This is a genomic window from Leadbetterella sp. DM7, from assembly GCF_040829825.2.
Taxonomy (GTDB): Bacteria; Bacteroidota; Bacteroidia; order Cytophagales; family Spirosomataceae; genus Leadbetterella.
In genome coordinates, this window is sequence record NZ_JBFOLH020000007.1 from 109,448 (window position 1) to 130,489 (window position 21,042).

General features: G+C 50.8%; 21 protein-coding genes and 4 tRNA genes. 14 read left to right on the forward strand and 11 right to left on the reverse strand.

Annotated features, from left to right (window positions below; translation table 11 throughout):
* The first annotated feature begins 71 nt into the window (after nt 1–71).
* From AB2U10_RS10255 to AB2U10_RS10275, 5 genes are all read left to right on the forward strand, one after another.
* On the forward strand, nt 72–1,502 hold the full coding sequence (locus AB2U10_RS10255; RefSeq protein WP_367914000.1) for a TolC family protein: 1,431 nt from the start codon (nt 72–74) through the stop codon (nt 1,500–1,502).
* A gap of 12 nt (nt 1,503–1,514) precedes the next feature.
* On the forward strand, nt 1,515–2,906 hold the full coding sequence (locus AB2U10_RS10260) for an efflux RND transporter periplasmic adaptor subunit (RefSeq protein ID WP_367914001.1): 1,392 nt from the start codon (nt 1,515–1,517) through the stop codon (nt 2,904–2,906).
* A 119-nt stretch (nt 2,907–3,025) separates the two neighbouring features.
* Complete coding sequence (gene ftsY, locus AB2U10_RS10265; protein WP_367914002.1) at nt 3,026–3,982, forward strand: signal recognition particle-docking protein FtsY; 957 nt, start codon at nt 3,026–3,028, stop codon at nt 3,980–3,982.
* 377 nt (nt 3,983–4,359) lie between these two features.
* The gene (locus AB2U10_RS10270; protein WP_367914003.1) at nt 4,360–6,066 is read left to right on the forward strand and encodes a sensor histidine kinase; all 1,707 of its coding nucleotides are present in this window, start codon (nt 4,360–4,362) and stop codon (nt 6,064–6,066) included.
* Nucleotides 6,067–6,109: 43 nt separating this feature from the next.
* A complete protein-coding gene (locus tag AB2U10_RS10275) occupies nt 6,110–6,814 on the forward strand; it encodes a LytR/AlgR family response regulator transcription factor (protein WP_367914004.1) in 705 nt (234 codons plus the stop codon).
* Here AB2U10_RS10275 and AB2U10_RS10280 read toward each other — a convergent pair.
* On the reverse strand, nt 6,792–8,075 hold the full coding sequence (locus AB2U10_RS10280; protein WP_367914005.1) for a DUF5690 family protein: 1,284 nt from the start codon (nt 8,073–8,075) through the stop codon (nt 6,792–6,794). The genes AB2U10_RS10275 and AB2U10_RS10280 overlap by 23 nt on opposite strands.
* A 101-nt stretch (nt 8,076–8,176) precedes the next feature.
* On the opposite strand from AB2U10_RS10280, the gene AB2U10_RS10285 reads away from it, so the two are divergent.
* The gene (locus AB2U10_RS10285; RefSeq protein WP_367914006.1) at nt 8,177–8,368 is read left to right on the forward strand and encodes a hypothetical protein; all 192 of its coding nucleotides are present in this window, start codon (nt 8,177–8,179) and stop codon (nt 8,366–8,368) included.
* A gap of 42 nt (nt 8,369–8,410) precedes the next feature.
* Here AB2U10_RS10285 and trpB read toward each other — a convergent pair whose 3' ends face one another.
* From trpB to trpC, 3 genes are all read right to left on the reverse strand, one after another.
* Nucleotides 8,411–9,592: a tryptophan synthase subunit beta gene (gene trpB, locus AB2U10_RS10290; RefSeq protein ID WP_367914007.1), complete on the reverse strand. Its 1,182-nt coding sequence runs from the start codon at nt 9,590–9,592 to the stop codon at nt 8,411–8,413.
* A 149-nt stretch (nt 9,593–9,741) separates the two neighbouring features.
* Nucleotides 9,742–10,362, reverse strand: a complete 621-nt coding sequence (locus AB2U10_RS10295; protein ID WP_367914008.1) for a phosphoribosylanthranilate isomerase — start codon at nt 10,360–10,362, stop codon at nt 9,742–9,744.
* Complete coding sequence (gene trpC, locus AB2U10_RS10300) at nt 10,359–11,159, reverse strand: indole-3-glycerol phosphate synthase TrpC (protein ID WP_367914009.1); 801 nt, start codon at nt 11,157–11,159, stop codon at nt 10,359–10,361. Before trpC ends, AB2U10_RS10295 begins: the two co-directional genes overlap by 4 nt.
* A gap of 206 nt (nt 11,160–11,365) precedes the next feature.
* On the opposite strand from trpC, the gene AB2U10_RS10305 reads away from it, so the two are divergent.
* Genes AB2U10_RS10305 through AB2U10_RS10315 form a run of 3 tightly spaced genes read left to right on the forward strand, consistent with a single transcriptional unit; the run spans nt 11,366 to nt 13,716 of the window.
* The gene (locus tag AB2U10_RS10305) at nt 11,366–11,917 is read left to right on the forward strand and encodes an RNA polymerase sigma factor (RefSeq protein ID WP_367914010.1); all 552 of its coding nucleotides are present in this window, start codon (nt 11,366–11,368) and stop codon (nt 11,915–11,917) included.
* 38 nt (nt 11,918–11,955) lie between these two features.
* Nucleotides 11,956–12,687 carry a hypothetical protein gene (locus tag AB2U10_RS10310; protein WP_367914011.1) on the forward strand — a complete coding sequence of 244 codons (732 nt, stop codon included), beginning with the start codon at nt 11,956–11,958 and terminating at the stop codon, nt 12,685–12,687.
* A gap of 6 nt (nt 12,688–12,693) precedes the next feature.
* Nucleotides 12,694–13,716: an outer membrane beta-barrel protein gene (locus AB2U10_RS10315; RefSeq protein ID WP_367914012.1), complete on the forward strand. Its 1,023-nt coding sequence runs from the start codon at nt 12,694–12,696 to the stop codon at nt 13,714–13,716.
* A gap of 131 nt (nt 13,717–13,847) precedes the next feature.
* Here the strand turns inward: AB2U10_RS10315 and AB2U10_RS10320 are convergent, their stop codons facing one another.
* The 4 genes from AB2U10_RS10320 to hisIE are packed head-to-tail and all read right to left on the reverse strand — an operon-like array spanning nt 13,848 to nt 15,641.
* Nucleotides 13,848–14,294, reverse strand: coding sequence for a peptidylprolyl isomerase (locus AB2U10_RS10320; RefSeq protein WP_367914013.1), 447 nt, complete (start codon nt 14,292–14,294; stop codon nt 13,848–13,850).
* 5 nt (nt 14,295–14,299) lie between these two features.
* Nucleotides 14,300–14,707 carry a hypothetical protein gene (locus AB2U10_RS10325; RefSeq protein WP_367914014.1) on the reverse strand — a complete coding sequence of 136 codons (408 nt, stop codon included), beginning with the start codon at nt 14,705–14,707 and terminating at the stop codon, nt 14,300–14,302.
* A 2-nt stretch (nt 14,708–14,709) separates the two neighbouring features.
* A complete protein-coding gene (locus tag AB2U10_RS10330) occupies nt 14,710–15,048 on the reverse strand; it encodes a phage holin family protein (RefSeq protein ID WP_367914015.1) in 339 nt (112 codons plus the stop codon).
* A complete protein-coding gene (gene hisIE, locus AB2U10_RS10335) occupies nt 15,045–15,641 on the reverse strand; it encodes a bifunctional phosphoribosyl-AMP cyclohydrolase/phosphoribosyl-ATP diphosphatase HisIE (protein WP_367914016.1) in 597 nt (198 codons plus the stop codon). Before hisIE ends, AB2U10_RS10330 begins: the two co-directional genes overlap by 4 nt.
* Before the next feature lie 122 nt (nt 15,642–15,763).
* Here hisIE and AB2U10_RS10340 point away from each other — a divergent pair.
* From AB2U10_RS10340 to AB2U10_RS10350, 3 genes are all read left to right on the forward strand, one after another.
* Nucleotides 15,764–15,839, forward strand: a tRNA-Gly gene (locus AB2U10_RS10340).
* Between the two features lie 60 nt (nt 15,840–15,899).
* Nucleotides 15,900–15,985, forward strand: a tRNA-Leu gene (locus tag AB2U10_RS10345).
* Nucleotides 15,986–16,020: 35 nt separating this feature from the next.
* Nucleotides 16,021–16,093, forward strand: a tRNA-Gly gene (locus tag AB2U10_RS10350).
* 131 nt (nt 16,094–16,224) lie between these two features.
* Here AB2U10_RS10350 and AB2U10_RS10355 read toward each other — a convergent pair.
* Nucleotides 16,225–16,295: transfer RNA gene (locus AB2U10_RS10355), tRNA-Cys, on the reverse strand.
* Between the two features lie 334 nt (nt 16,296–16,629).
* Between AB2U10_RS10355 and AB2U10_RS10360 the strand changes: the two genes are divergently transcribed.
* Nucleotides 16,630–17,472: a glycosyltransferase family 2 protein gene (locus AB2U10_RS10360; RefSeq protein ID WP_367914017.1), complete on the forward strand. Its 843-nt coding sequence runs from the start codon at nt 16,630–16,632 to the stop codon at nt 17,470–17,472.
* Nucleotides 17,473–17,480: 8 nt separating this feature from the next.
* Here AB2U10_RS10360 and AB2U10_RS10365 read toward each other — a convergent pair whose 3' ends face one another.
* Nucleotides 17,481–18,668, reverse strand: a complete 1,188-nt coding sequence (locus AB2U10_RS10365) for a serpin family protein (RefSeq protein ID WP_367914018.1) — start codon at nt 18,666–18,668, stop codon at nt 17,481–17,483.
* Nucleotides 18,669–18,792: 124 nt separating this feature from the next.
* Nucleotides 18,793–19,275: an META domain-containing protein gene (locus tag AB2U10_RS10370; protein WP_367914019.1), complete on the reverse strand. Its 483-nt coding sequence runs from the start codon at nt 19,273–19,275 to the stop codon at nt 18,793–18,795.
* A gap of 283 nt (nt 19,276–19,558) precedes the next feature.
* Here AB2U10_RS10370 and AB2U10_RS10375 point away from each other — a divergent pair, with 283 nt between their 5' ends.
* Nucleotides 19,559–21,037 carry an alpha-amylase family glycosyl hydrolase gene (locus AB2U10_RS10375; RefSeq protein ID WP_367914020.1) on the forward strand — a complete coding sequence of 493 codons (1,479 nt, stop codon included), beginning with the start codon at nt 19,559–19,561 and terminating at the stop codon, nt 21,035–21,037.
* The last annotated feature ends 5 nt before the right edge of the window (nt 21,038–21,042 follow it).

Genomic DNA, 21,042 nt, shown 5'->3' on the forward strand with positions numbered 1-21,042 from the left:
TTATATTGTAGTAAAATTGCAATGTGCTTCCTGAAGCACTTTCCGGATTTGTTAACTTATTTTTAATTGATATGAAGTACCTACATATTCTTCTCTTCCTGGTGGTATCGAAGGGTTTGTCTGCCCAGAGCGGGAATTCACTTACCCTACGCGACTGCATAGAATATGCTCTTCAGAATAACATTACCATCCGGCAGTCAGAAGCGGCGGTTGAAAACAGTGATAATGTTCTGAACCAGTCAAAGGCCCAGCGCCTGCCTGCCATAACCGGTTTCCTCAGCGGCAACGGGAATACGGGCCGGAACGTAGACCCTTTCACCAACGGTATCGTTACCCAGACCATCGGAACCAATAATATGGGCATCGGGCTAAACATGCCGGTGTTCCAGGGAAACCGCCTCAAAAATGCCGTGGAAAGAGACAAGCTGTCGCTGGAAGCCTCGCTGACAGATGTCCAGACCCAGAAAAATAATATCGGTCTGCAGGTAGCCGTGGCCTACCTCAATGTACTGTCTGCAGAAGACCTGATTGAAGTGGCCCAGAAGCAGCTGGAGGTAACCCGCCTGCAATACGACCGCACACAGAAGCTGGTAGAAGGCGGCGCCCTCCCGGAAACCAACCTGTACGACCTTGACGCCCAGAAAGCCAATGACGAGCTGTCGCTCATCAACGCTGAAAACAGCCGGGAGTCGGCCTTTCTTGCCCTCAAAAGAACCATGAACGCTCCCCTGGAGATGATGTTCAGCGTAGTGAAAAGTGAGGTACCTGACCCTGAAGTGCTTCAGCCGGCAACCTCTTCCGCCGCCGTTTACCAGACGGCCCTCGGTTTTCTCCCCGAAATTAAAGCAGGAAGAATCCGGATGAATGCGGCTGACCGGAATATCGCCATTGCCCGCAGCCTGGGATATCCAACCGTTTCCCTCAGCACCAACTGGGGTACGGCGTACTCCAGCGTGGCCAGGCGGGCTGCAGGCATGACCTCGTCGTCCCGGCAGATCCCTATCTCTGCCGAGTTCCAGGGACAAACCATTCCCCTGGTCATTAACTGGCCCGAAAGCAGCTACACCATGGAGAATATTCCTTACTTTAACCAGCTGGGCAACAACCAGAACCTGAGCTTCGGTATGTCGGTCAATATCCCCATATTTAACCGGTTCAACGTGAAATACCAGACCCAGTCGGCAGAGATTCAGAAAAAGCAGGTAGACCTGCAAAACAAAGCTACCGAGATCCAGGTTAAGCAGAACATTGACCAGGCCTATATTGATATGCTCAATGCCCGGAAAAAATATGCCGCCACCCTGACCCAGGCGCAGGCCCTGAACAAGGCGTTTATTGCCGCCGAGAAAAGATATAATGCCGGGGCCGGTACTTTTGTAGACTATAACCTGGCCAAAACCAACCTTGACCGGGCCAATACCAATCTTATTATTGCGAAATACGATTATATATTCCGGACCAAAGTATTAGATTTTTATCAAAACAAACCGCTTGAATTCTAAACCGACAGATATATGAAAAAGAAGTCTAAAAAAATGATATGGGTGATATCGGGCCTGCTGGCTGTGCTGGTGCTGTTCCTGATTATCGGGAAAAAAGCCGGGTGGATCGGTGCCGAAAAACCCACACAGGTAGAGATTACCAAAGTGGCCACGGCCAATCTTACCCAGTCGGTTTCAGCTTCCGGCAAGGTCCAGCCCGAAGTGGAAGTCAAGATATCGCCTGATGTACCGGGAGAAATCATTGCCCTCTATGTAAAAGAAGGCGATTCGGTTCAGAAAGGCCAGCTCTTGCTCCGCATCCAGCCTGAAAACTATATCTCGCTGGTAGAACGGTCCAAAGCCGGGGTAAACCAGAGCAAAGCTTCGGCAGAGCAATCCAAAGCGGCTATTGCCCGGGCAGAGTCGCAGCTGGCCCGTATGGAGGCAGAGTTCAACCGTCAGAAAAAGCTGTATGAAGATAAAGTGGTTTCCCTGTCCGACTTACAGACCGCAGAGGCCAACCTGCTGGCTGCCCGCCAGGACCTGGCTTCGTCCCGGGCTAACTACGAGGCTGCACGCTTCGGGATCAACAGCTCGGAAGCTGCCTTGAAAGATGCATCGGAAAACCTCCGGAAAACCAATATATACGCTCCCGTGAGCGGCATTGTCTCCAAGCTGGCCGTAGAGCTGGGAGAAAGAGTAGTAGGTACCTCCCAGATGGCCGGTACCGAGCTGCTGCGTATCGCCAACCTGAACAACATGGAAGTACGGGTAAATGTGAATGAAAACGACATCATCCGGGTAGATATGGGCGATACCGTTATTGTAGATGTAGATGCGTACAGCGACCAGAATAAGAAATTCAAAGGAATAGTAACCCGGGTGGCCAATACCGCCATCGGTTCAGGCGGATCACTCACGGCCACCGCCAGCAACAGCACCGAATCGGTGACCGAATTCGAGGTAAGGATCAAGATCCTGCCTGAATCCTACCGCGACCTGGTAGACCACTCTCTCGGTAAAAAATATCCCTTCAAACCGGGCATGACTGCTACGGTAGATATCATTACCGAAAAGAAAAACGGGGTGCTGACCATCCCGATCTCAGCGGTGACCACCCGCGTTCAGAAGACAGAGCAACCCGAAGATAACGAGCGCTTCGGAGCCGTCACCGAAGACCACACCAAGGTAGAAAAACCGAAAGAGATTGTCTTCGTAAACGAGAACGGTGTGGCCAAAAAGCGGGAAGTAACCACCGGCATCACCGATATCACCACCGGGAACATCGAGATTACTTCCGGCCTGAAAGCGGGTGAGCAGGTGATCACCGGGCCGTTCATTGAAGTCTCCAAACGCCTCGAAGACGGTAAAAAAGTGGAAGACAAAAACGCGCAGGTAAAACCGGCGGTGAAAGACAAGAAGTAAGGTCTGAATCACAAAGTCATAGGAGCCCTATAAGTTTTTATAATTGAATTTCTTATAGGGCTCCTATGACTTTGTGGTTTAAACTGAATACTTTTGTACTAAATTCAATTTAACGAATAATGGGTTTTTTTGATTTTTTCAGTAAGGAGAAAAAAGAATCTTTAGATAAAGGACTGGAAAAGTCCAAAACCGGGATCTTCGATAAGCTCACCAAAGCCATTGCAGGCAAATCGGAAGTAGACGAAGAAGTGTTGGATGAGCTGGAAGAAATTCTCATCAGCTCTGACGTAGGTGTGGAAACCACCGTGAAGATCATCCGGCGTATTGAAGCCCGGGTGGCACGCGATAAATATGCTTCTACGGCCGAGCTTGACCGTATCCTGCGGGAAGAGGTAGCCGCCCTGCTCCAGGAAAACAACTCCCGTGATGTCACCAACAGCTTTGAGACCGAAGACCTGCCCAAACCCTACGTACTCATGGTAGTAGGCGTAAACGGCGTAGGCAAAACCACCACCATTGGCAAGCTGGCCCATAATTTCACCCAAAACGGGAAGAAAGTGGTGCTCGGCGCAGCAGATACCTTCCGTGCCGCGGCGGTAGACCAGCTGAAGCTCTGGGGAGAGCGCGTGGGCGTGGAAGTTATAGACCACGGCATGAATACCGACCCCTCGTCTGTAGCTTATGATGCCGTTAAAACCGGGGTGGAAAAAGGAGCCGACGTCATCATCATTGACACCGCCGGCCGTCTCCATACCAAGGTTAACCTGATGAACGAGCTGGGCAAGATCAAACGGGTCATGCAGAAAGTGCTGCCCGAAGCGCCTCACGAAGTAATGCTCGTTCTCGACGGCAGCACCGGCCAGAATGCCGTGATCCAGGCCCGTGAATTTACCCGGGTAACCGACGTGAACTCGCTGGCCATCACCAAGCTCGACGGCACCGCCAAAGGGGGAGTCGTGATCGGGATATCGGATGAATTCAAAATCCCGGTGAAGTACATCGGTGTAGGTGAAAAAATGGAAGATCTGCAGGTATTTAACAAGATGGCCTTTGTAGAAAGCCTCTTTAACCGGTAAGAACAGGCCTCCTCCCGCAGGAACACGCCGCGCGGCGCGTTCCTACTCTGGCAGAACTTCGCCCAGGCCCCCTTCAGGGCCGGAATTCTCCCTGCCGGAGTCCGGGAATTGATTAGTGGATAGGGGTCTGTTTATATTTTTTCGGGTCGGCCACCAGGCCGCCGAGCGGATATTCCAGCTATTCCACAAATCTGAACTTTATTTGCGCAAAAATCAACCGGCCGGGGCCCTGTTGTGGAAAATCCCGGATGAACGCCTGCTTTTGCCGGACAAATACCGTCATCCTGCCCGCTCTTAGAAAATATGGTGCCTGTATTAGGCTATATTCACGGTAATCGGTACTTTTGATAAGCTACTCATTTTACCCGTTCCATAGGATGTTCAGGCTCATACTCTTTTTGCTCTTTTTTACGGTCTTTCCTTCTTCTGCACAGAACACCCCCAAAACGGTGGAAGAGAGAAAAGAATGGGCAAACCGGGTTCACCGCAAGGCCATTCTTAAAAATGATTCCCTGCTGCTGGCCGAAGCGTACTACCTCTACGGAAAAATAGAGATGAGTATTCCGAATAATTACCTGAAAGCCCGCCTCTGGTTTTTAAAATCGCTGTCCATACTGGAAACAGGAAAACCCGGGTTTGAGCTCACCCGCCTCTATCTCCGCCTGGGCCAGAATGAGCTGCTCCTTAAAAATTACGAGGAAGCCCTTACCTATTATAAAAAAGGAATCCGGGCGGCTGAAGCTACCCAAGATGAAGACACAATGGCCGAGGCGTACTGGTCATTATCGCTTTTCTATTCTCCCCGGGCCTTTCCTTACCCTCACCTGAACGAAACCATGGCGCTCAGCCCATACCTTAACAAAGACAGCGCTGCCTGTTACCAGGCCAAAGCTGAAAAATATGCCCGGCCCGAAGGGAGGAGCGCCTTAATTCTGGAGACTATAAAATTGTTTAAAGAAGACATGCCTACGGCCGGCCTGGAGAAGGAAACGGAAAAAATCGGGCCTGAGCTTGCAAAAAGCTCAGTGAAAACGGTGGCACACCTTAACCTGGCTCAGCGCTACGCCCGGGAAGGTAACCTCGAAAAAGCCCGGGCGCAGATTGCCGCTGCAGAAGAGGCCTATAGCCGTATCTCCTTCAGTCCGCTTCTGGAAAAAAGTATTCTGATGACCTATATTGACTACTATGAGGCATCCGGTAATTTTCAGAAAGCGTACTCCCTTCTGAAAGAGCTCAGGCAGAAAGACCATGCTCTCCTGGTACGGGAAAGAAACGGGGAGATCAGCGACCTGGAGAAAAGCTTCAAAACCGGGCAGGAGACCCTTGCCAAAGAGTTGATAGAAATGGAGTTGAAGCTTCAGCGGGAAAAAGGCCGGCTCCAGGACAAAATCCTCTTCTTTGGTGCACTTTCTATCCTGCTCCTGGGCGCTACCGTCGTCCTGCTCTTTCTCCTTAACCGCAAAAACCGGCAGATCAGCCGGCAAAACGCTCTCCTGGTGCAGGAACAGAACCACCGCTTCAATAATAACCTGCAGGCTGTATCAGACCTGCTCACCCTCAAATCAGAAGAGCTGGATATCCAGGAGGCCAAAACGGTTTTCGGCGAAAGCAAGCTCTTGCTCCAGTCTGTTGCCGCCCTGCAGAAACAGCTGTATTCGGGAGATAAGCTGGTGAGTGTACCGCTTTCTCAAATGATCCCGGAAGTGGTAGACAACAGCCTCAGGGCCTTTAACCTGACGCACGTAAAAACACAATATGACCTGCCCGCCGCTGAGATTCACGCCGAAGATGCCCTCCTGCTGAACCTCATCATCACCGAGCTCACTACCAATGCCTGTAAATATGCCTTTAAAAGCACCCCTGACCCTGTACTTAGTATCCGGATGAGCCTATCCGGTGAGCGCATGGAGCTCACTTTCCGTGATAACGGCACCAGCCCGGCCGAAGCTTCAGGCCGGAGCTTCGGCTTATACCTGGTAGATTTGCTGGTCAAACAGATGCAGGGTAGCTACCGGTTCTATTTTGAGGAAGGTACGGTATTTGAAATGAATGGCAGAATCAAAACTGTTATATTTAAAACATGAAGCTAAATACTATCTTGTTCATAACAGGTAAACGTTTTTATCCATGAGAATATTAATCGTTGAAGACCACATCCTTACCGCCGAATCCATCCGGAAATGCCTGACCCGGGCCGGCCATGAGGTGGCCGGTGTGGCTGCTACCGTTCCTGAAGCCATAAACGCCATAAACGAGCACTTCCCGGAAGTGATCATCATGGACATTGAGCTGGGCGATGCTTCGATGGGCGGTGTAGAAGTGATCAAAGAGATCAATGCCCAGATCCCGGTAGTATTCCTCTCCGGGAAAACCGATCGCGAGACCTTCCTGAAAGCTACTGAAAACGGGGCTTCTGCGTTCCTGACCAAGCCGTTCCGCGATGAAGACCTGGTTTACCAGGTAGAGCTGGCCGGCAAAAAAATACCGCAAAAACAACCCGGGAGCTTCTTTGTTTACGACAGGGGCACTTATTACCGGGTTAATCTGAAGGAGGTGATCTACCTGCACGCCAACAAGAACTTCACCATTATACACATCAAAGGCCGGCCTGAACCCATCATGAGCAGTATAAACCTCGGATACTTTGAGAAGCTGCTGGACCCGGCAAATTTTCTTCGCATAACCCAATCGGTGATCATTAATGAAGACTACCTGGTGGAGATCCGGGGTTCAAAGCTGTTTCTCGAAGGAGAGAGCATGCCCCTTGAAATTTCAGAAAGCAAGCGCGCCCTGCTGAAAAAGAAGCTGACTATCCTGAAATCGCCGAGGTAGGGTTCTCTTTGCTCTTCCGTCTGAAATACCCTACCGAAAACAACACCAGCACAAAATACACCGCGCTCACCGCATACGAAATAGCGATAAAGAAATTCAGGTTGGAGATGGAATGCTGAAAAAAATTCTTATAAAACAGTACCCCCAGGCTACCGAAATACGCATAATAGTCGGCCAGCGTGATCATAAAACCTACCGTGCCTACATACTTAAAGCTGGCCAGCATGCGCTCAAAATAGATGCTGTTACACATGGAATAGGCCAGGTAAGCCCCGAAACCCACTGCCACCAGCCATACAATAGCGCTCATGCTTCCGGTTTGAAATAAAAATGTGGCCGCCGCAATAATTACCGCTCCCAGCAGCAGGAGCCCCTGGATGATATTGAATGCTCTCCGGTGGTTTTTTACCAGCTGCATAGCTCCCATGATCAGCAGGATTGCCACGGCAATAGGAATCTCAGTTTGGGTAAACAGCTCCGGCTTACCCGAAAAGCCCAGCTCCTGGAACATCTCCGGCATAAAATTATCCCTGAATTCGCGGTAGGCGGTAAGAATACAATACGATACCACAAACAATACCATGCCCAGCCCGAACTCCTTCATGAAGTTTTTCCGCTCCTCCCGGCTCATCGGCAGCCTCTCGGCCCGGTCACGCTTATCGGCATCGCCCGGAGGAGGCACCTGGGCCAGGAATCCTACACAAATCAGCAAGGGGCCGTACATGATCACATCGGCCAGGAAAGGCATCCGGAATTCATCGGTGGTCAGGTTTCCCAGCACCCAGTTTCCCACCGTTTTGGCAAACCCCGATCCTACAATAAACGATGCCGTAAGCGCTGCCACCAGGATATCGGTACTCTTCCGCCCCTCCAGGAAACCCAGGATCACCCCATAGAATAATCCCAGCGGGAGGCTGGCTATGAACACAAAAACCAGGTTATAGGGCGCCGGGGTGATGGAAAAGAGGAACATGCTGAGCAATGAAATACCGGTAAACACCAGGAGCCCTTTGGCCCTGTGCTGCGGCTTCATCTCCGACACGATCTTTACGCCGATACCCTTTGAAACGGCAAAGCCCAGCACCTGCGCCGTGATAATCAGGATCTTGAAGTGCACACCCCAAAAATACAGGTCATCATAAGTAGCCGCAGTATATGCCCGCCTGAACGGGTAAAAGCACAGGTAGGTGCTGAAAGCCGCCACGGCAGCAAAAAGCGTGGTGACCCAGGCGGGACCACGTAATAAAAGGTTTTTTAGCAAGATATTACCAATATTTCAAGCAATTTATAGAATTTCTGCGATTTTAGAAGGTTGGTAATTTGTTTTCTTTTGTAACTTGAATATACAAAATGCGCGCATTAATGATAACCAAAGAAAAGCTTCGCGAATATATTGACCAGTTTCCTGATGAGCTTTCTATTGATGAGCTTATTGAGCGGCTTTTATTTGTTCAAAAACTTGAATCCAGAATCAACGAATCTTTACAAAATGATACTATTGACGAACACACACTGAAACTGCAAATGGAAAAATGGTTCGAATTAAATGGCTGAAATCCGCCCAAACAGATTTAGGGAAAAGAATTCTTCCCTGATTCATCCCATCCACTTCATGTACGTAGCCAGGTCTTTATCGCCCCTGCCCGAAAGCCCGATAACCACTTTTTCAGAAGGATCTGCATGCAGATACGCCAGCGCCGCCAGCGCATGGCTCGACTCTATCGCCGGGATGATCCCTTCCAGCCTGGCCAGCTCAAAACCGGCCTGCATGGCTTCCTCGTCGGTGATGGCCATAAATTTTGCCCGGCCGGTTTCCCAGAGGTGAGCGTGCAGCGGCCCTATGCCCGGGTAATCCAGTCCTGCCGAAACCGAATGCGGCTCTACAACCTGCCCGTCATCGGTCTGCATCAAAAGGCTCTTGCTGCCATGAAGAATCCCCGGTTTTCCCAGGAAGGTGGTTGCCGCTGATTTTCCTGACTTAACACCCAGCCCTGCCGCTTCTGCTGCCACAATTTTGACCGGTTCGTCGTCGAGGAAATGATAGAAAACACCGGCCGCATTGGAGCCGCCGCCTACACAGGCAACTACGTAGTCAGGAGTTTCCGAGCCCGTTTGTTCTTTCAGTTGTGTCCTGATTTCTTCGGAGATCACCGACTGAAACCGGGCCACCATATCCGGGTACGGATGTGGCCCTACTACTGATCCAATGATATAATGGGTATCCACCGGGTTATTGATCCAGTGACGCATGGCTTCGTTGGTCGCATCTTTTAATGTTCTTGATCCGCTTCGGGCTGCCCTTACCTCTGCGCCCAGCATCTTCATCCGGGCCACATTGGGTGCCTGGCGTTCAATATCTACCTCTCCCATATACACAATGCACTCCAGTCCTTTCAGGGCACACATGGTGGCGGTAGCTACGCCGTGCTGCCCGGCACCGGTTTCTGCCACGATCTTCTTCTTGCCCAGTCGCCCGGCCAGCAGGATCTGCCCCAGCGTATTGTTTACCTTATGTGCACCGGTATGATTCAGGTCTTCCCGCTTTAAATATACCTGGGTACCGTATTTTTCCGAAAGTCTTTCCGCCAGGAACAAAGGCGTGGGCCTGCCCACATAATCTTTCAGCAGACGCCTGAATTCTGCCTGGAAGCCGGGGTCGTTCATGATGCTCAGGTAATTCTGCCTCAGCTCTTCCACATTCGGATAAAGCATTTCAGGAATAAATGCCCCCCCGAAGTTGCCGTAATACCCACGCTCGTTTACTGTATATTTTGTCATCTCCTTATATGTTAGCTCTACCGATTTTTACGAAGCCGTAAATTAGTGAAAAGTTAAAAACTAAAAGCGGTCCGCCGCTGCGGTGAAAAGTTGCGGTGCATTCAATTTATATATATTTATAGACTGCCCTGTTCCATAACTTTTCGCTTTTAGTTTTTCACTTTTAACTTAACAAACATTTCCTCCAGCGCCTCCCTGTCTTTCACCCCCGGTGAAATTTCATACCTGCTGTTTACGTCAATTCCGCTAAACCGGGGATGCTCATATTGCAGGAGCTTCCCGATGGTACGGTTAGAGATACCGCCGGCTATAAAAAACGGGGTATCCAGGGTATATTTATCCAGGATATGCCAGTCAAAAGCAATACCGTGCCCTCCGTAACCGTCGCCTTTGGTGTCAAACAAATAATAATCTGCCTGACCTTCAAAAGCCTTCAGCGGCTCAAAATCAAAGGCCGCGTCTACGGCAAAGGCCTTCAGCACCTTCAGCCCGTTTTTTCTGACCTCCGCACAATATTCCGGTGTCTCATCGCTGTGCAGCTGCACGTAGCTTAGGCCGTATTGCCGGGCCAGCCGGAGCACATTTTCCAGCGGCTCCCTGACAAAAACCCCGGTTTTTCCTATCGTATCCGGTAGTGCTGGCATGACAAAATCTTCTCCTACGTACCGCGGCGAGCGGTCATAAAAGATAAATCCCATCAGATCGGGGGCCAGTTCCGCCACATCACGGATATTCCCGGCATCCCGCATGCCGCACACCTTGATTTTCAATTCTGTTTCCTGTTTTTTACTTCTTCAATAAACATTCTGAGGCTTTCGCCGGGGTTAGCGGTCTTCATAAAGTTTTCTCCCATCAGGAAGCCCCGGTAACCCACTGCCGCCAGCTCCTGCACGGTCTCCGGCCGGCTGATACAGCTTTCTGATATTTTTACCCGGTTCTCCGGTAAATACCTGACCAGGTTCAGCGAAGCATTTACATTGTTCTCGGCAAAGTTTTTCAGGTTCCGGTTATTCACCCCTATGATGTCGGTAAAGTCCAGCGGACTCCGGTCCAGCTCTTCCTTATCGTGAATCTCCAGCAGCACTTCCAGGCCCAGCTCCTTTGCTTTCCGGCTAAGGTGCAGAATTTCCTCCGGTGTAAGGTTGGCCGCAATCAGCAGGATCACATCTGCCCCCCACGCCCGTGCTTCGTGCAGCTGGTATTCATCCACCATAAAATCTTTCCGGAGCAAAGGAGTGAACGGGTTGGCCTGCCGGGCCTTTACCAGGTCTTCCTTACTTCCTCCGAAAAAAACGGTATCGGTCAGCACGCTGACCCCTGCGGCACCATTTATGCCGTAATCATGCACAATGGTCTCAACAGACGCCCCCGGATGGATCTCTCCTTTGGAAGGCGATTTCCGCTTGAATTCAGCAATGATGCCGGCTTCTTCCTGTAAGCGTTGCTTCAGCGACAGGGTAGGCCGGTGGTAACCGGCAGATGCTTTCAGGGCTTCTACCGGCACTTCTGCCCTGGCTTTTGCTACCTCAATCCGTTTATTCGCTATTATTTTATCTAAAATGGTCATGATGGTGCAAAGATAGTGGAGTTTCAAGGGAAGATGTGAAAAACTAAAAGTGAAAAACTAAAAGTCAGGGTACATTTCGTATTTAATTATTAAAGAATGTTCCACCACTTTTACCTTTTAGCTTTTACCTTTAACTTAAAAATATTTTACCCGGCAGTGCAACCCCGGTCCCCGGTTTCCGCATCTTATATATGAAAACCAGTTTTATGGCAAGAATATTACCTCTTTTCAAAACAGAGCATGACCTGGCCCGGGCGATCATCCGGGGCGACGGAAACGCGCAGCGTGCTTTCTATGAAAAGTATTCCGGGAAATTTCTCGCTATCTGCTGCCGGTATATCAAAGATCGCATGGCCGCTGAAGATGTCATGGTGGAAAGCATGATGCGGATTTTTGAAAAAAGCAGCCAGTTTGATTTCCAGGGAAGCTTTGAAGGCTGGAGCAAAAGACTGGTGGTCAACCAGGCGCTGGGTTACCTGAGAAGCAACAAAATGCTGGAAACAGGGATAGAAGAAGCGCATCAGGCCAGCGGGAGTGCCGAAAGCCTCCTGGAAGCAGAAGACCTCCTGCGGCTGATTCATGAGCTGCCCTCCGGCTACCGTACTGTGTTTAACCTTTATGCCATTGAAGGATATTCACACGCCGAGATCGCCGAATTGATGGGCATTTCAGAAGGAACGTCCAAATCCCAGCTCAGCCGGGCGCGGGCCGTTCTGCAGGAACGATTAAATGAATTACAGTTAACCTCTAATTTTTAAGGATGATGGATCAACATTTTTCGAAAAAACTGAGAGACTTGGAAATAACACCTTCCGAGCGGGCCAATGAGCTCTTCCGCAGCAGGCTGGAGCAGCTCTCCCCTCAAAAAGAAGAAAAACGGCCCGGCAAATATTTTGCCACGGCAGCCGCCGTACTGGTCGCATTGGGCTTCCTGTTCTATTTACACCTGAACGAGAACGTCATGAAGGCCGATAGTACCGCTGTGCTTCCGAAAACCACCGATGAGATAATCACCGGGAAGGAGACAGCCACCGCACCGGCAGAAACCGGCATACAACAGGAACAGGAAGAAGAGGTACGGGAAACCCCTCCTTCAGCGGTGTCTTCATCACCGGCCCCTGTGCGGGTGCCTGCTGCAAAACCTTCTCCCGGCCTGGCGGAGGAACAAAACGCTCCCCGGCCTGCTAAAAAGCTTCTTTCAGACCTGCAAAGCCTGAACCCCGAGATCAGTTACCGGTACCATAACCCCGATCTCACAGACTTTGCCATACTGGATACCCACAGCCCGCTGGATCTGGAAATCCCCGAAACCTCTTCTTTCGCAGAGGCACCGGAGAAGCCCACGCCCCTGCTGGTGAAGGTGGTCCGGGAGGTGAAATACGTAGCTAACGGCGACAGACCTGACCTTGACCGGGCAGGAATTAAACCGGCAGCTACCACTTTAGCCCATAACCAAAACGGTCTGCTGGCCAATGAATCCCGCCAGATCAAAGAAGGGTTTCACAAATTCAAAGAAATATTCAGGTAAATTAATATGAAAAAGCTATTGTTCCTCTTGTTATTGTTAAGCGCCAAAGGGTTTGCTTTTCAGTCAGATACTACTATTATCGAGTATAACGACAACGTCTTTCACAAAAAGATCAAGGTAAAAAGCGACAAATCTGTGAATGTGGTCTACCCGCGCACACTGAACATCCATCATGTGCTGAAGGCCTTTGATGTGGATTCAACCGAAAGAGAGCGGGTTTGGGTCTTTCTTGAAAGGAGCCGGAATACGCGGGATACCCTCGTAACGGTGAGCCGCAGCGGCGACCGCATCACGGTCACTACCCGGAACCTCCCCGGTGCAATACCTGACGATGAGATCGTCTCGTACGAACCCAAAAGAGATTTCGACGTACAGATCTCTGCTGACGGCTCGGGGCCTTCCCGGAATTACTACAGCGGCCGCTTTTTTTCACGAACCGACTTCGCCATCTACCTGGGCCTGAACAGCTATACCGGCCAGGCCGATATCAGCCCGGATAACCTGAGCGAGCTGCGGGTATGGCCCTCACGCTACGTGGCTCTCTCCTTCCGGGGAAATGCCACCCTGGCCAACACCAAAAGAACGCACCTGGTGCTGAGCTACGGACCCGAGTTTGCCTGGCATAACTTTATGCTGATCAACAGCCATACCCTGCAGTACGAAAACGGCCAGGCCCTGTTTACCGAAAGCAGCAAGCCCCTGTCGAAAAGCAAGTTCGTGGTACCGCATGTGAATTTCCCCGTTCTGCTGAACATCGGGCTTAAAAAAGAGCGTTTCCGGCTGGGTTTGGGCGGGTATGTGGGATACCGCATCGGCGGGTATACCAAAGTGGTCTACAAAGACAGCAAGAGTAAAGAGAAATACAACGAGTCACTGGGTCTGAACGACCTGAAATACGGGCTCACCGCTGAAATAGGGCATAAAAACGGGGCTGCGCTGTTTTTCCGCTACGACCTGAGCGAGCTCTTCCGGAGCAACCAGGCCATTCCGAAAGACATGCAGGCGTTCAGCTTCGGGGTCAGGCTTTAAGTTCCCGACTACGCTCGAACTGACGAGCCACGAGCGCTACCTGTCAGTTCGAGCGAAGTCGAGAACCAGGCGGGCGTAGTCGAGAACCGGGCGAAGCCGGGAACCCAACATAATCAGGAACGCAAAACCGCCTATACGGTTTCCGGTTCAATAACGGTTACTTTCTGAATCGTATCGCCCTGGCGGATCTCGTCAATGATATCCAGTCCTTCCACTACCTTTCCGAAACAGGTGTGGTTCCTGTCGAGGTGAGCCGTATTCTGGCGGTTGTGGCAGATAAAAAACTGCGATCCCCCCGTATTTCTTCCCCGGTGCGCCATTGAAAGCACTCCCCGGTCATGGTATTGCCGGGTGCCGTCCAGCTCACAGGGGATGGTATAGCCCGGTCCGCCGGCACCGGTTCCGTCAGGACATCCGCCCTGCACCACAAACCCCGGTATCACCCGGTGAAACTTCAGCCCGTCGTAAAACCCTTTCTTTGACAGGTCAATAAAATTCTGCACCGCCAAAGGGGCGTCATCGTCATAAAATTCAATGAGTAAGGTACCCTTGTCGGTTACCATTTCTGCTTTGCGCATAAAACTTATAAATTTGATTGTTCCACAACATGTCCGCCTTTCCGGATCATCACCTCTTTTACCAGCTTTACGGCGTTCAGGTAAAGCACCAGGCTTTCGGCGTTGGTAGGCTCCTGTATCTGCTCACACTGAGGGCCCGGCTCCAGGTAATACACAAAAATCTTTTCGTTCTTCCTGTCCAGCACCTGGTAGTCATACCGGCCGATAGCCTTGGCAATCTCGTTCTCGGAGATGCCCAGGAAACGGTCTTTGTTCTCTTTCAGAAGCTCAATCTGCCGCTCACGCGCACCGTTACATCCGGCCCGGTCGGCTTTGAAAGCGGCCCCGTCCAGCCCGGGAATTTCCAGGGGATCAGAATAGGAGCACCCGGTGAGAAAAAGAGAAAAAACGAGTACGAAAAATCCTGGCTTCATAACTAGTCCTGGAAGCTGCCCACAATACTGTTGGCAATAGATAAAAGAAAACTGAATATCAGGGCGGTGAAGAAACCGCTCACCTGGAAGCCGTCTACCAGGTACGTACAAAGATATACCACGGCCACCGAGATGACCAGGGAGAAAAGCCCCAGCGTCAGGAAAGTAATAGGAAACGAAATAAGGTCGAGCAACGGCCTTACAAACGTATTCAGGATACTCATCACGAAAGCCACAATAACCCCTGTGGTCAGGGTATCTACCGTAATGCCGCTGAATAATTTGGGCATCAGGTAAACCAGCGCCCCGGTCAGTACGAGGCGTATTGCATAATTGATCATGAGCTATGTCGTTTAATTAAAACATCCAGTACTTCATCCAGCTCCACCTCTTTGGCTTCCAATAGCACAAGGTAGTGAAAAAGCAGGTCGGCAGCCTCCCCGAGGAACAGGTCTTTATGGTCGTCTTTTGCCTCGATGACCAGCTCTACCGCCTCTTCGCCCACTTTCTGGGCAACTTTATTGATTCCTTTTGCAAAAAGAGAAGCGGTATACGACTGCCCGGAAGGATTGAGCTTCCTGTCGTGGATAATCCCGGTCAGGTAACGTATAAACGCCACCTTCCCTGTATTCTGTTCCTCCCAGCAGGTATCGGCTCCGGTATGGCACACCGGTCCGGCGGGTTGCGCCTGGATCAGGAGAGAATCGCCGTCACAATCTACCGCGTGACTTATATAGGTAAGGTAGTTTCCGGAGGCCTCTCCTTTGGTCCAGAGCCGGTTTTTCGACCGGCTGAAAAAAGTTACCTTCCCGGTGCTCAGGGTATGCTGCAGGGCCTCTGCATCCATATATCCCTGCATAAGTACCTTACCCGTAAGGTGATCCTGAACAATGGCCGGTACCAGCCCTTTTGAAAAGTCTGCTTCTCTTGTCATAACTGAGTACAATATTAGTGATTGAATTGAAGAAACTGATAAAATTTTGTTCAGAAATTTTGACAGAAAAAAAACTCCTTCTATCTTTGCACCCACATTGAACGGGAGAGATTCTCCGAAATGCGGAAGTAGCTCAGTTGGTAGAGCGTAACCTTGCCAAGGTTAAGGTCGCGGGTTCGAGACCCGTCTTCCGCTCCAACAGCAGGAAAGTTCCTATGAAAATGGGAGCTTTTTTTGTCTGTGTTCTGTAAAACAGAGGCCGGGGTGGTGGAACTGGTAGACACGCAGGACTTAAAATCCTGTGAGGCTTATCCCTCGTACGGGTTCGATTCCCGTCCCCGGTACTGAACAAAATGCCGTTCACCGGCCGTTTCAATACGCGGAAGTAGCTCAGCTGGTAGAGCGTAACCTTCCCAAGGTTAAGGTCGCGGGTTCGAGACCCGTCTTCCGCTCTTCAAAAACGTTCCCTCTTCAGGTTTATTTATTTCCCGGGCAGATTACCGGGCTTTGTTGTTTAAGCCGTTTCCGGAAATTTCCGAATGCCCTGTATACGCAAAAAGCAGGCCCTAAAGCCTGCTTTTCGAGGTTTCGAGCGGATTCGAACCGCTGTACGAGGTTTTGCAGACCTCTGCCTAGCCTCTCGGCCACGAAACCGTTCCTCAATTGGAAATGCAAAGGTACCGGTTTTCGTTTAGTTATCCAAAATTTCTCACGGATAAAATCTACCTGGATTTCTCCCACAAGCTGTCAGCCTCCAGCTATTAGAAACCGGGCACACCCGGAGATATGCCTCCCGCCGCGGCTGATAGCTATTAAGAATCTGTGTGGTTCCATCTGACAGCTGCTTTTTCAGAACAGGGGTGTCCAAAAAGTCGTACAGTAACCACGAAGTGGTCAAATGTTTTCCCTTTTTCCAAAGCCTTACAATCTGTGAGAAATTACCCCTTTCCGTGAGAAAAATACACTTTTTTTCGGAACTTTGCACGGCATGAAAATTCCTTTAACTGCCATCATTCTGACCTTCAATGAAGAAAAAAACATCGTTGAATGTCTCGACAGCCTGGTTTCGTGGGTAGACCAGGTAATTGTTGTTGATTCGTATTCCACTGACGCCACCCTGGAGCTGATCAGCCGTTACCCCGGTGTGCAGGTGCATCAGCACGAATTTGTGAACTATTCGGTACAGCGGAACTGGGCCTTTGAACATGTGGCTATCCGCAATGAATTTATCATGAACCTGGATGCCGACCACCGCGTAACCCCTGAGCTCAGAGAAGAGCTCATTGCGCACTTCAGCAAGGGAATTTCCGTGGGAATAAACGGGTTTATGGCTTCACGCCAGACCATGTTCCTCGGCCGGTGGATCCGGCACGGCGGACATTATCCCGTCTATCACGGCATTATCTTCCGGAAGGGTTTCGGCTACTGTGAGCACAAAGAATACGACCAGCATTTTGTTATTGAAGGAGAGGCGATAGTGCTGAAAGGCAACGTGATCGATATCATCACCGAATCGCTCACCACCTTCACGGCCCGCCACAACAAATGGGCTACCTTAGAAGCCCAGGATGCCATCCGGCTATTGCAGGAAGTCAACGAAAAAACCGTTAAAGCCGATAAGAACGGGAACCCCATGGAGGTTCGCCGGTATCAACGGCTTAAATACTACTCCTATCCGAAATTCTGGCGGGTATTCCTGTATTTCGGCTATCGCTACTTCCTGAAAATGGGATTCAGAGACGGGAAAGAAGGCCTTATCTTTCATTTCCTGCAAGGCTTCTGGTTCCGGTTCCTGGTAGATGCAAAAATTTACGAAGCGGAGAAGGGCTGACACCATCCCTACTCCACATCATTCACCTTTCCTATAAACTGGATGGTGTCAGAAGTCTTCTCCACTATCGCAAATGCAAAGGGCCTGTCGCAACGGAAAACCGTATACATGGGCGCAGAAGTAACCCCGACGCCGATACTGGTAACCGCTGCTGCCTCTGATCCTTTCTCGTCTACCGACAGGTAGGTATCCTGCTTTACAAAGTCTACAAACAGCCGGCCCGACTTCGATATGCCGCCCAGCTCTGCCCTGTCGGTAAATGCCCTCTTCATACCCATAGCCTGCAGCACGCCCGTCAGGTTTTTACTCAACTCCATTTTGAACCTGGGTAAGGTTACGGCTACTTTCTGCTTCACCAGGCCGGCCCGTGCCGCATCCCACTGCTCCCGGGTCAGGTTCCTGATCATTTCATCAGCGGTACCTTTTACCGGCAGCATGGCAATAAAGGCATATTTTTCATTCCCGTAGGGCAGCTCCACCATCCGGAACGACCCGTTTTCGGTATAGGCGAAATCCTTCTGCACAGACATGAAGTCCTGGCTGACCTCACGGGTGGCCCCGTAAAAAGGCGCCTTCACCGTATTCTTCTCGTCAAACTTCTCGGTCCAGTCGCCTTTGAAGTAAAGTGCATTCAACAGAAACAGTACCTGGTGCGGCTCAATTTTCTCCAGTACCTGCCTGATCTTATCATTGGTCTGCGCGGCCGCCCAGCGGTTGATCTTATCTACCGTGGCGGGATCACTGAAATTTTCGGCATAAACGCCTGCGTTAAAGCTCTTTTTCAGCGTTTCGAGGTACGCGTTTTCTACGGTAAAGTCTTTCTCATACCATACCGAACTGGCCGTGGTATTGGTCACCGCCGGGTCTACCCGGGGCAGCTTATCGATCAGCTCGGCATACGAAATGTTCATGTCGGCCAGGTCAGCGTTACTAAAGCCCAGCACCTGCCGGATCTCCTCCCGGGTTTCTCCCTCCGTGCCGTTCACCAGCATTCCCAGCGCTATATTCAGGCTCAGCGGGGAAAGGAAATAGCTTCCCCCGTTTTCCTGTTCGTAGGTTTTCCAGAAATCCATGGCAAACGAGGTGGTTTTTGCCGAAAACCCGGCCGGTATATTTACACTGGCCGCCTCCGGAACATGCTTATCCGTACAGGCGGTGAATACCGCGAGGGAGATGAATAATGTTAGTTTTTTCATAAAATATATTAGTTCCGGGTAAGAGTACCCTCTGTCAGTTCGAGCGTAGTCGAGAACCGAGCGTAGTCGGGAACCGGGTGTAGTCAAGAACCGACACTGTTGTCCCGAACTCTTCACTATCTGCTTACTTAAATATTATTTCCTGTCCTTTCCCGTTTTTCAGGGTCAGCCGGTTGTCTTTAAATGAAAATGCATTCACCGAGGCCAGCCGTTCGAAATAATCCTTCTCAAAGGCCATGTCCTCCTTTGAGCCGCCGATCTCTGTCATGGAGAGATTAACGATTTTCAGGGTATTGTTCCCCGTCAGGCTATATCCTGCCTCGTAGAAATTAACGGCACCAAGGCCACTGAGAATGTAATTTCCGGCCAGGTTACGCTGGGTTTTGAATTCCAGCACCGTATTTTTGCTTACCCTGCCTGTTTCGTAAGCGTCCAGCTTCCACTCGCGGGCAGGCAGATACCCGTAATCACCGGCAAAGTCTCCGGCAGAACCGGCAGGGCCCTGGGGTCCCCCATTCAACGACAGGTTCTCATCCATCATCCCTTCTCTCAAATCAGCACATGCCAGCACACCCAGAAGGAGCCCGATCAACGTAATCTTTTTCATTGGTATATGTTAGTTCCGGATAGCGAGTGTCGGGTAGTGAGTTCCGGGTGGGCAAGTCGACTTGTTTAATAACTCCTTATCGGTCACTAAACACCCGGAACTAATTATCAGAATTAGAGCAGCGGGCCCTTAACGAAACCCGCCACTCAATTACACCCTTTACCCTTTTTACTATAGACCCGTTCCGGTTGAAAAAGGTTGGAACCGTATGCCTGTTTTTTTCACCTTTAGTCGTCAAAACCGGTCATATTTGGATAATTTTGCATAAAATTATTCCTGAACATTGATACCTGCCCTGTTCTACCAGATCTTTGTACGGTCGTTTTCAGACGGCAACGGCGACGGCATCGGTGACCTCCGGGGCATCATTCATAAGCTTGATTACCTGGCCTACCTGGGCGTAGAGGGCATCTGGCTTTCTCCCGTATTTCCTTCTCCTTCCTATCATAAATACGATGTAACCGACTATTACGGCATTGATCCGGAATACGGCACAATGGCCGATTTCGATGAGCTGGTAGAAACCGCCGGCAGGAAAGGAATAAAAATCCTGCTTGACCTGGTGGTCAGCCATACCAGCCGCCTGCATCCCTGGTTCCGGGAGGCCCAAAGCTCGCCCGGCAGCCCCTACCGCGATTATTATATCTGGAAATCACCGGCGATCATCCGGAACCTGGGTCTTGCCACCCGCCATGCCACACCCGATACCGCCATCCGGAAGCCCTGGCACAAGGCTCCCGGGAATACGGAGAAATATTACGGCATCTTCTCCGCAGAAATGCCCGATCTCAATCTTGAAAACCTTCCTACCCGCATTGAAATCCTCGAAATTGCCCGTTTCTGGATGCGGAAAGGGGTTTACGGCTTCCGGCTGGACGCCGCCAAGCACCTCTACCCTTCCTGGCTGCCCACGGAAAGAAATACCCGCTTCTGGGAAGCCCTGCGCGAAGAGCTGGAAAAAGACTTCGGCGAAGTATACCTTGTGGGCGAAGTGTGGTCTGCCCCCCAGCAGGTAGCGCCTTTCCTGCGCGGACTGACCGCCAGCTTCAATTTTGAGCTCTGTTATGATATACGCGATGTGCTTCTGCACGAGCATGATACCCGGAACCTGGTGGCCAAGCTGCTTGAAAGCTACCGCATCTACAGCGCCGTAAACCCCGGGTTTACAGATGCCACTTTTCTCGGTAACCACGACCAGGAGCGTATTGCCTCGGTGCTGCAGAACCATACCCGGAAGCTGATGGCGGCGGTTAACCTTCTTATGACACTGCCGGGCAATCCTTTCCTGTATTATGGCGAAGAGCTGGCCACAGAAGGGAAAAAGCCGGACCAGCGCCTGCGCGAGCCCTTCCTGTGGAACTACCGGCATAACGACCTCTTCCGCACCGGCTGGATCAGGGGCCATTACAGCCATGACCTCCGCCTGCGGCCGCTTGCTGTGCAATCGGAAGACCATAGCTCCGTATTTTCCCATTATCGCCGGATGATCGGCTTCCGGAAAGCCCACCCGGCCCTGGCGCAGATCACCCCGGCCAACCTGGAAGAATCGGGCATTGATGACCATACCCTCATTTCTTTCATACGAACGAACCCCGGAGAAAAACTGTTGATACTACAGAACCTCTCTAATGAAATCCGGACACTCGAACTGAACTTCTCCATAAATCAGTTACTTTTATCCACGCAAAAGAGTACGTTCTTCGGCTCTTCTGCCTGCCTCCAACCCTTTGGTTTGCTGGTTCTTGCTTTAGGGCATACTTAAATTTG

What these genes read in the sequence shown, in the direction of transcription:
- AB2U10_RS10255 (WP_367914000.1), top strand. Translation starts at nt 72, where the DNA reads ATGAAGTACCTACATATTCTTCTCTTCCTGGTGGTATCGAAGGGTTTG.
- AB2U10_RS10260 (WP_367914001.1), top strand. Translation starts at nt 1,515, where the DNA reads ATGAAAAAGAAGTCTAAAAAAATGATATGGGTGATATCGGGCCTGCTG.
- ftsY (WP_367914002.1), top strand. Translation starts at nt 3,026, where the DNA reads ATGGGTTTTTTTGATTTTTTCAGTAAGGAGAAAAAAGAATCTTTAGAT.
- AB2U10_RS10270 (WP_367914003.1), top strand. Translation starts at nt 4,360, where the DNA reads ATGTTCAGGCTCATACTCTTTTTGCTCTTTTTTACGGTCTTTCCTTCT.
- AB2U10_RS10275 (WP_367914004.1), top strand. Translation starts at nt 6,110, where the DNA reads ATGAGAATATTAATCGTTGAAGACCACATCCTTACCGCCGAATCCATC.
- AB2U10_RS10285 (WP_367914006.1), top strand. Translation starts at nt 8,177, where the DNA reads ATGATAACCAAAGAAAAGCTTCGCGAATATATTGACCAGTTTCCTGAT.
- trpB (WP_367914007.1), bottom strand. Translation starts at nt 9,592, where the DNA reads ATGACAAAATATACAGTAAACGAGCGTGGGTATTACGGCAACTTCGGG.
- trpC (WP_367914009.1), bottom strand. Translation starts at nt 11,159, where the DNA reads ATGACCATTTTAGATAAAATAATAGCGAATAAACGGATTGAGGTAGCA.
- AB2U10_RS10305 (WP_367914010.1), top strand. Translation starts at nt 11,366, where the DNA reads ATGGCAAGAATATTACCTCTTTTCAAAACAGAGCATGACCTGGCCCGG.
- AB2U10_RS10315 (WP_367914012.1), top strand. Translation starts at nt 12,694, where the DNA reads ATGAAAAAGCTATTGTTCCTCTTGTTATTGTTAAGCGCCAAAGGGTTT.
- AB2U10_RS10320 (WP_367914013.1), bottom strand. Translation starts at nt 14,294, where the DNA reads ATGCGCAAAGCAGAAATGGTAACCGACAAGGGTACCTTACTCATTGAA.
- AB2U10_RS10325 (WP_367914014.1), bottom strand. Translation starts at nt 14,707, where the DNA reads ATGAAGCCAGGATTTTTCGTACTCGTTTTTTCTCTTTTTCTCACCGGG.
- AB2U10_RS10330 (WP_367914015.1), bottom strand. Translation starts at nt 15,048, where the DNA reads ATGATCAATTATGCAATACGCCTCGTACTGACCGGGGCGCTGGTTTAC.
- hisIE (WP_367914016.1), bottom strand. Translation starts at nt 15,641, where the DNA reads ATGACAAGAGAAGCAGACTTTTCAAAAGGGCTGGTACCGGCCATTGTT.
- AB2U10_RS10360 (WP_367914017.1), top strand. Translation starts at nt 16,630, where the DNA reads ATGAAAATTCCTTTAACTGCCATCATTCTGACCTTCAATGAAGAAAAA.
- AB2U10_RS10365 (WP_367914018.1), bottom strand. Translation starts at nt 18,668, where the DNA reads ATGAAAAAACTAACATTATTCATCTCCCTCGCGGTATTCACCGCCTGT.
- AB2U10_RS10370 (WP_367914019.1), bottom strand. Translation starts at nt 19,275, where the DNA reads ATGAAAAAGATTACGTTGATCGGGCTCCTTCTGGGTGTGCTGGCATGT.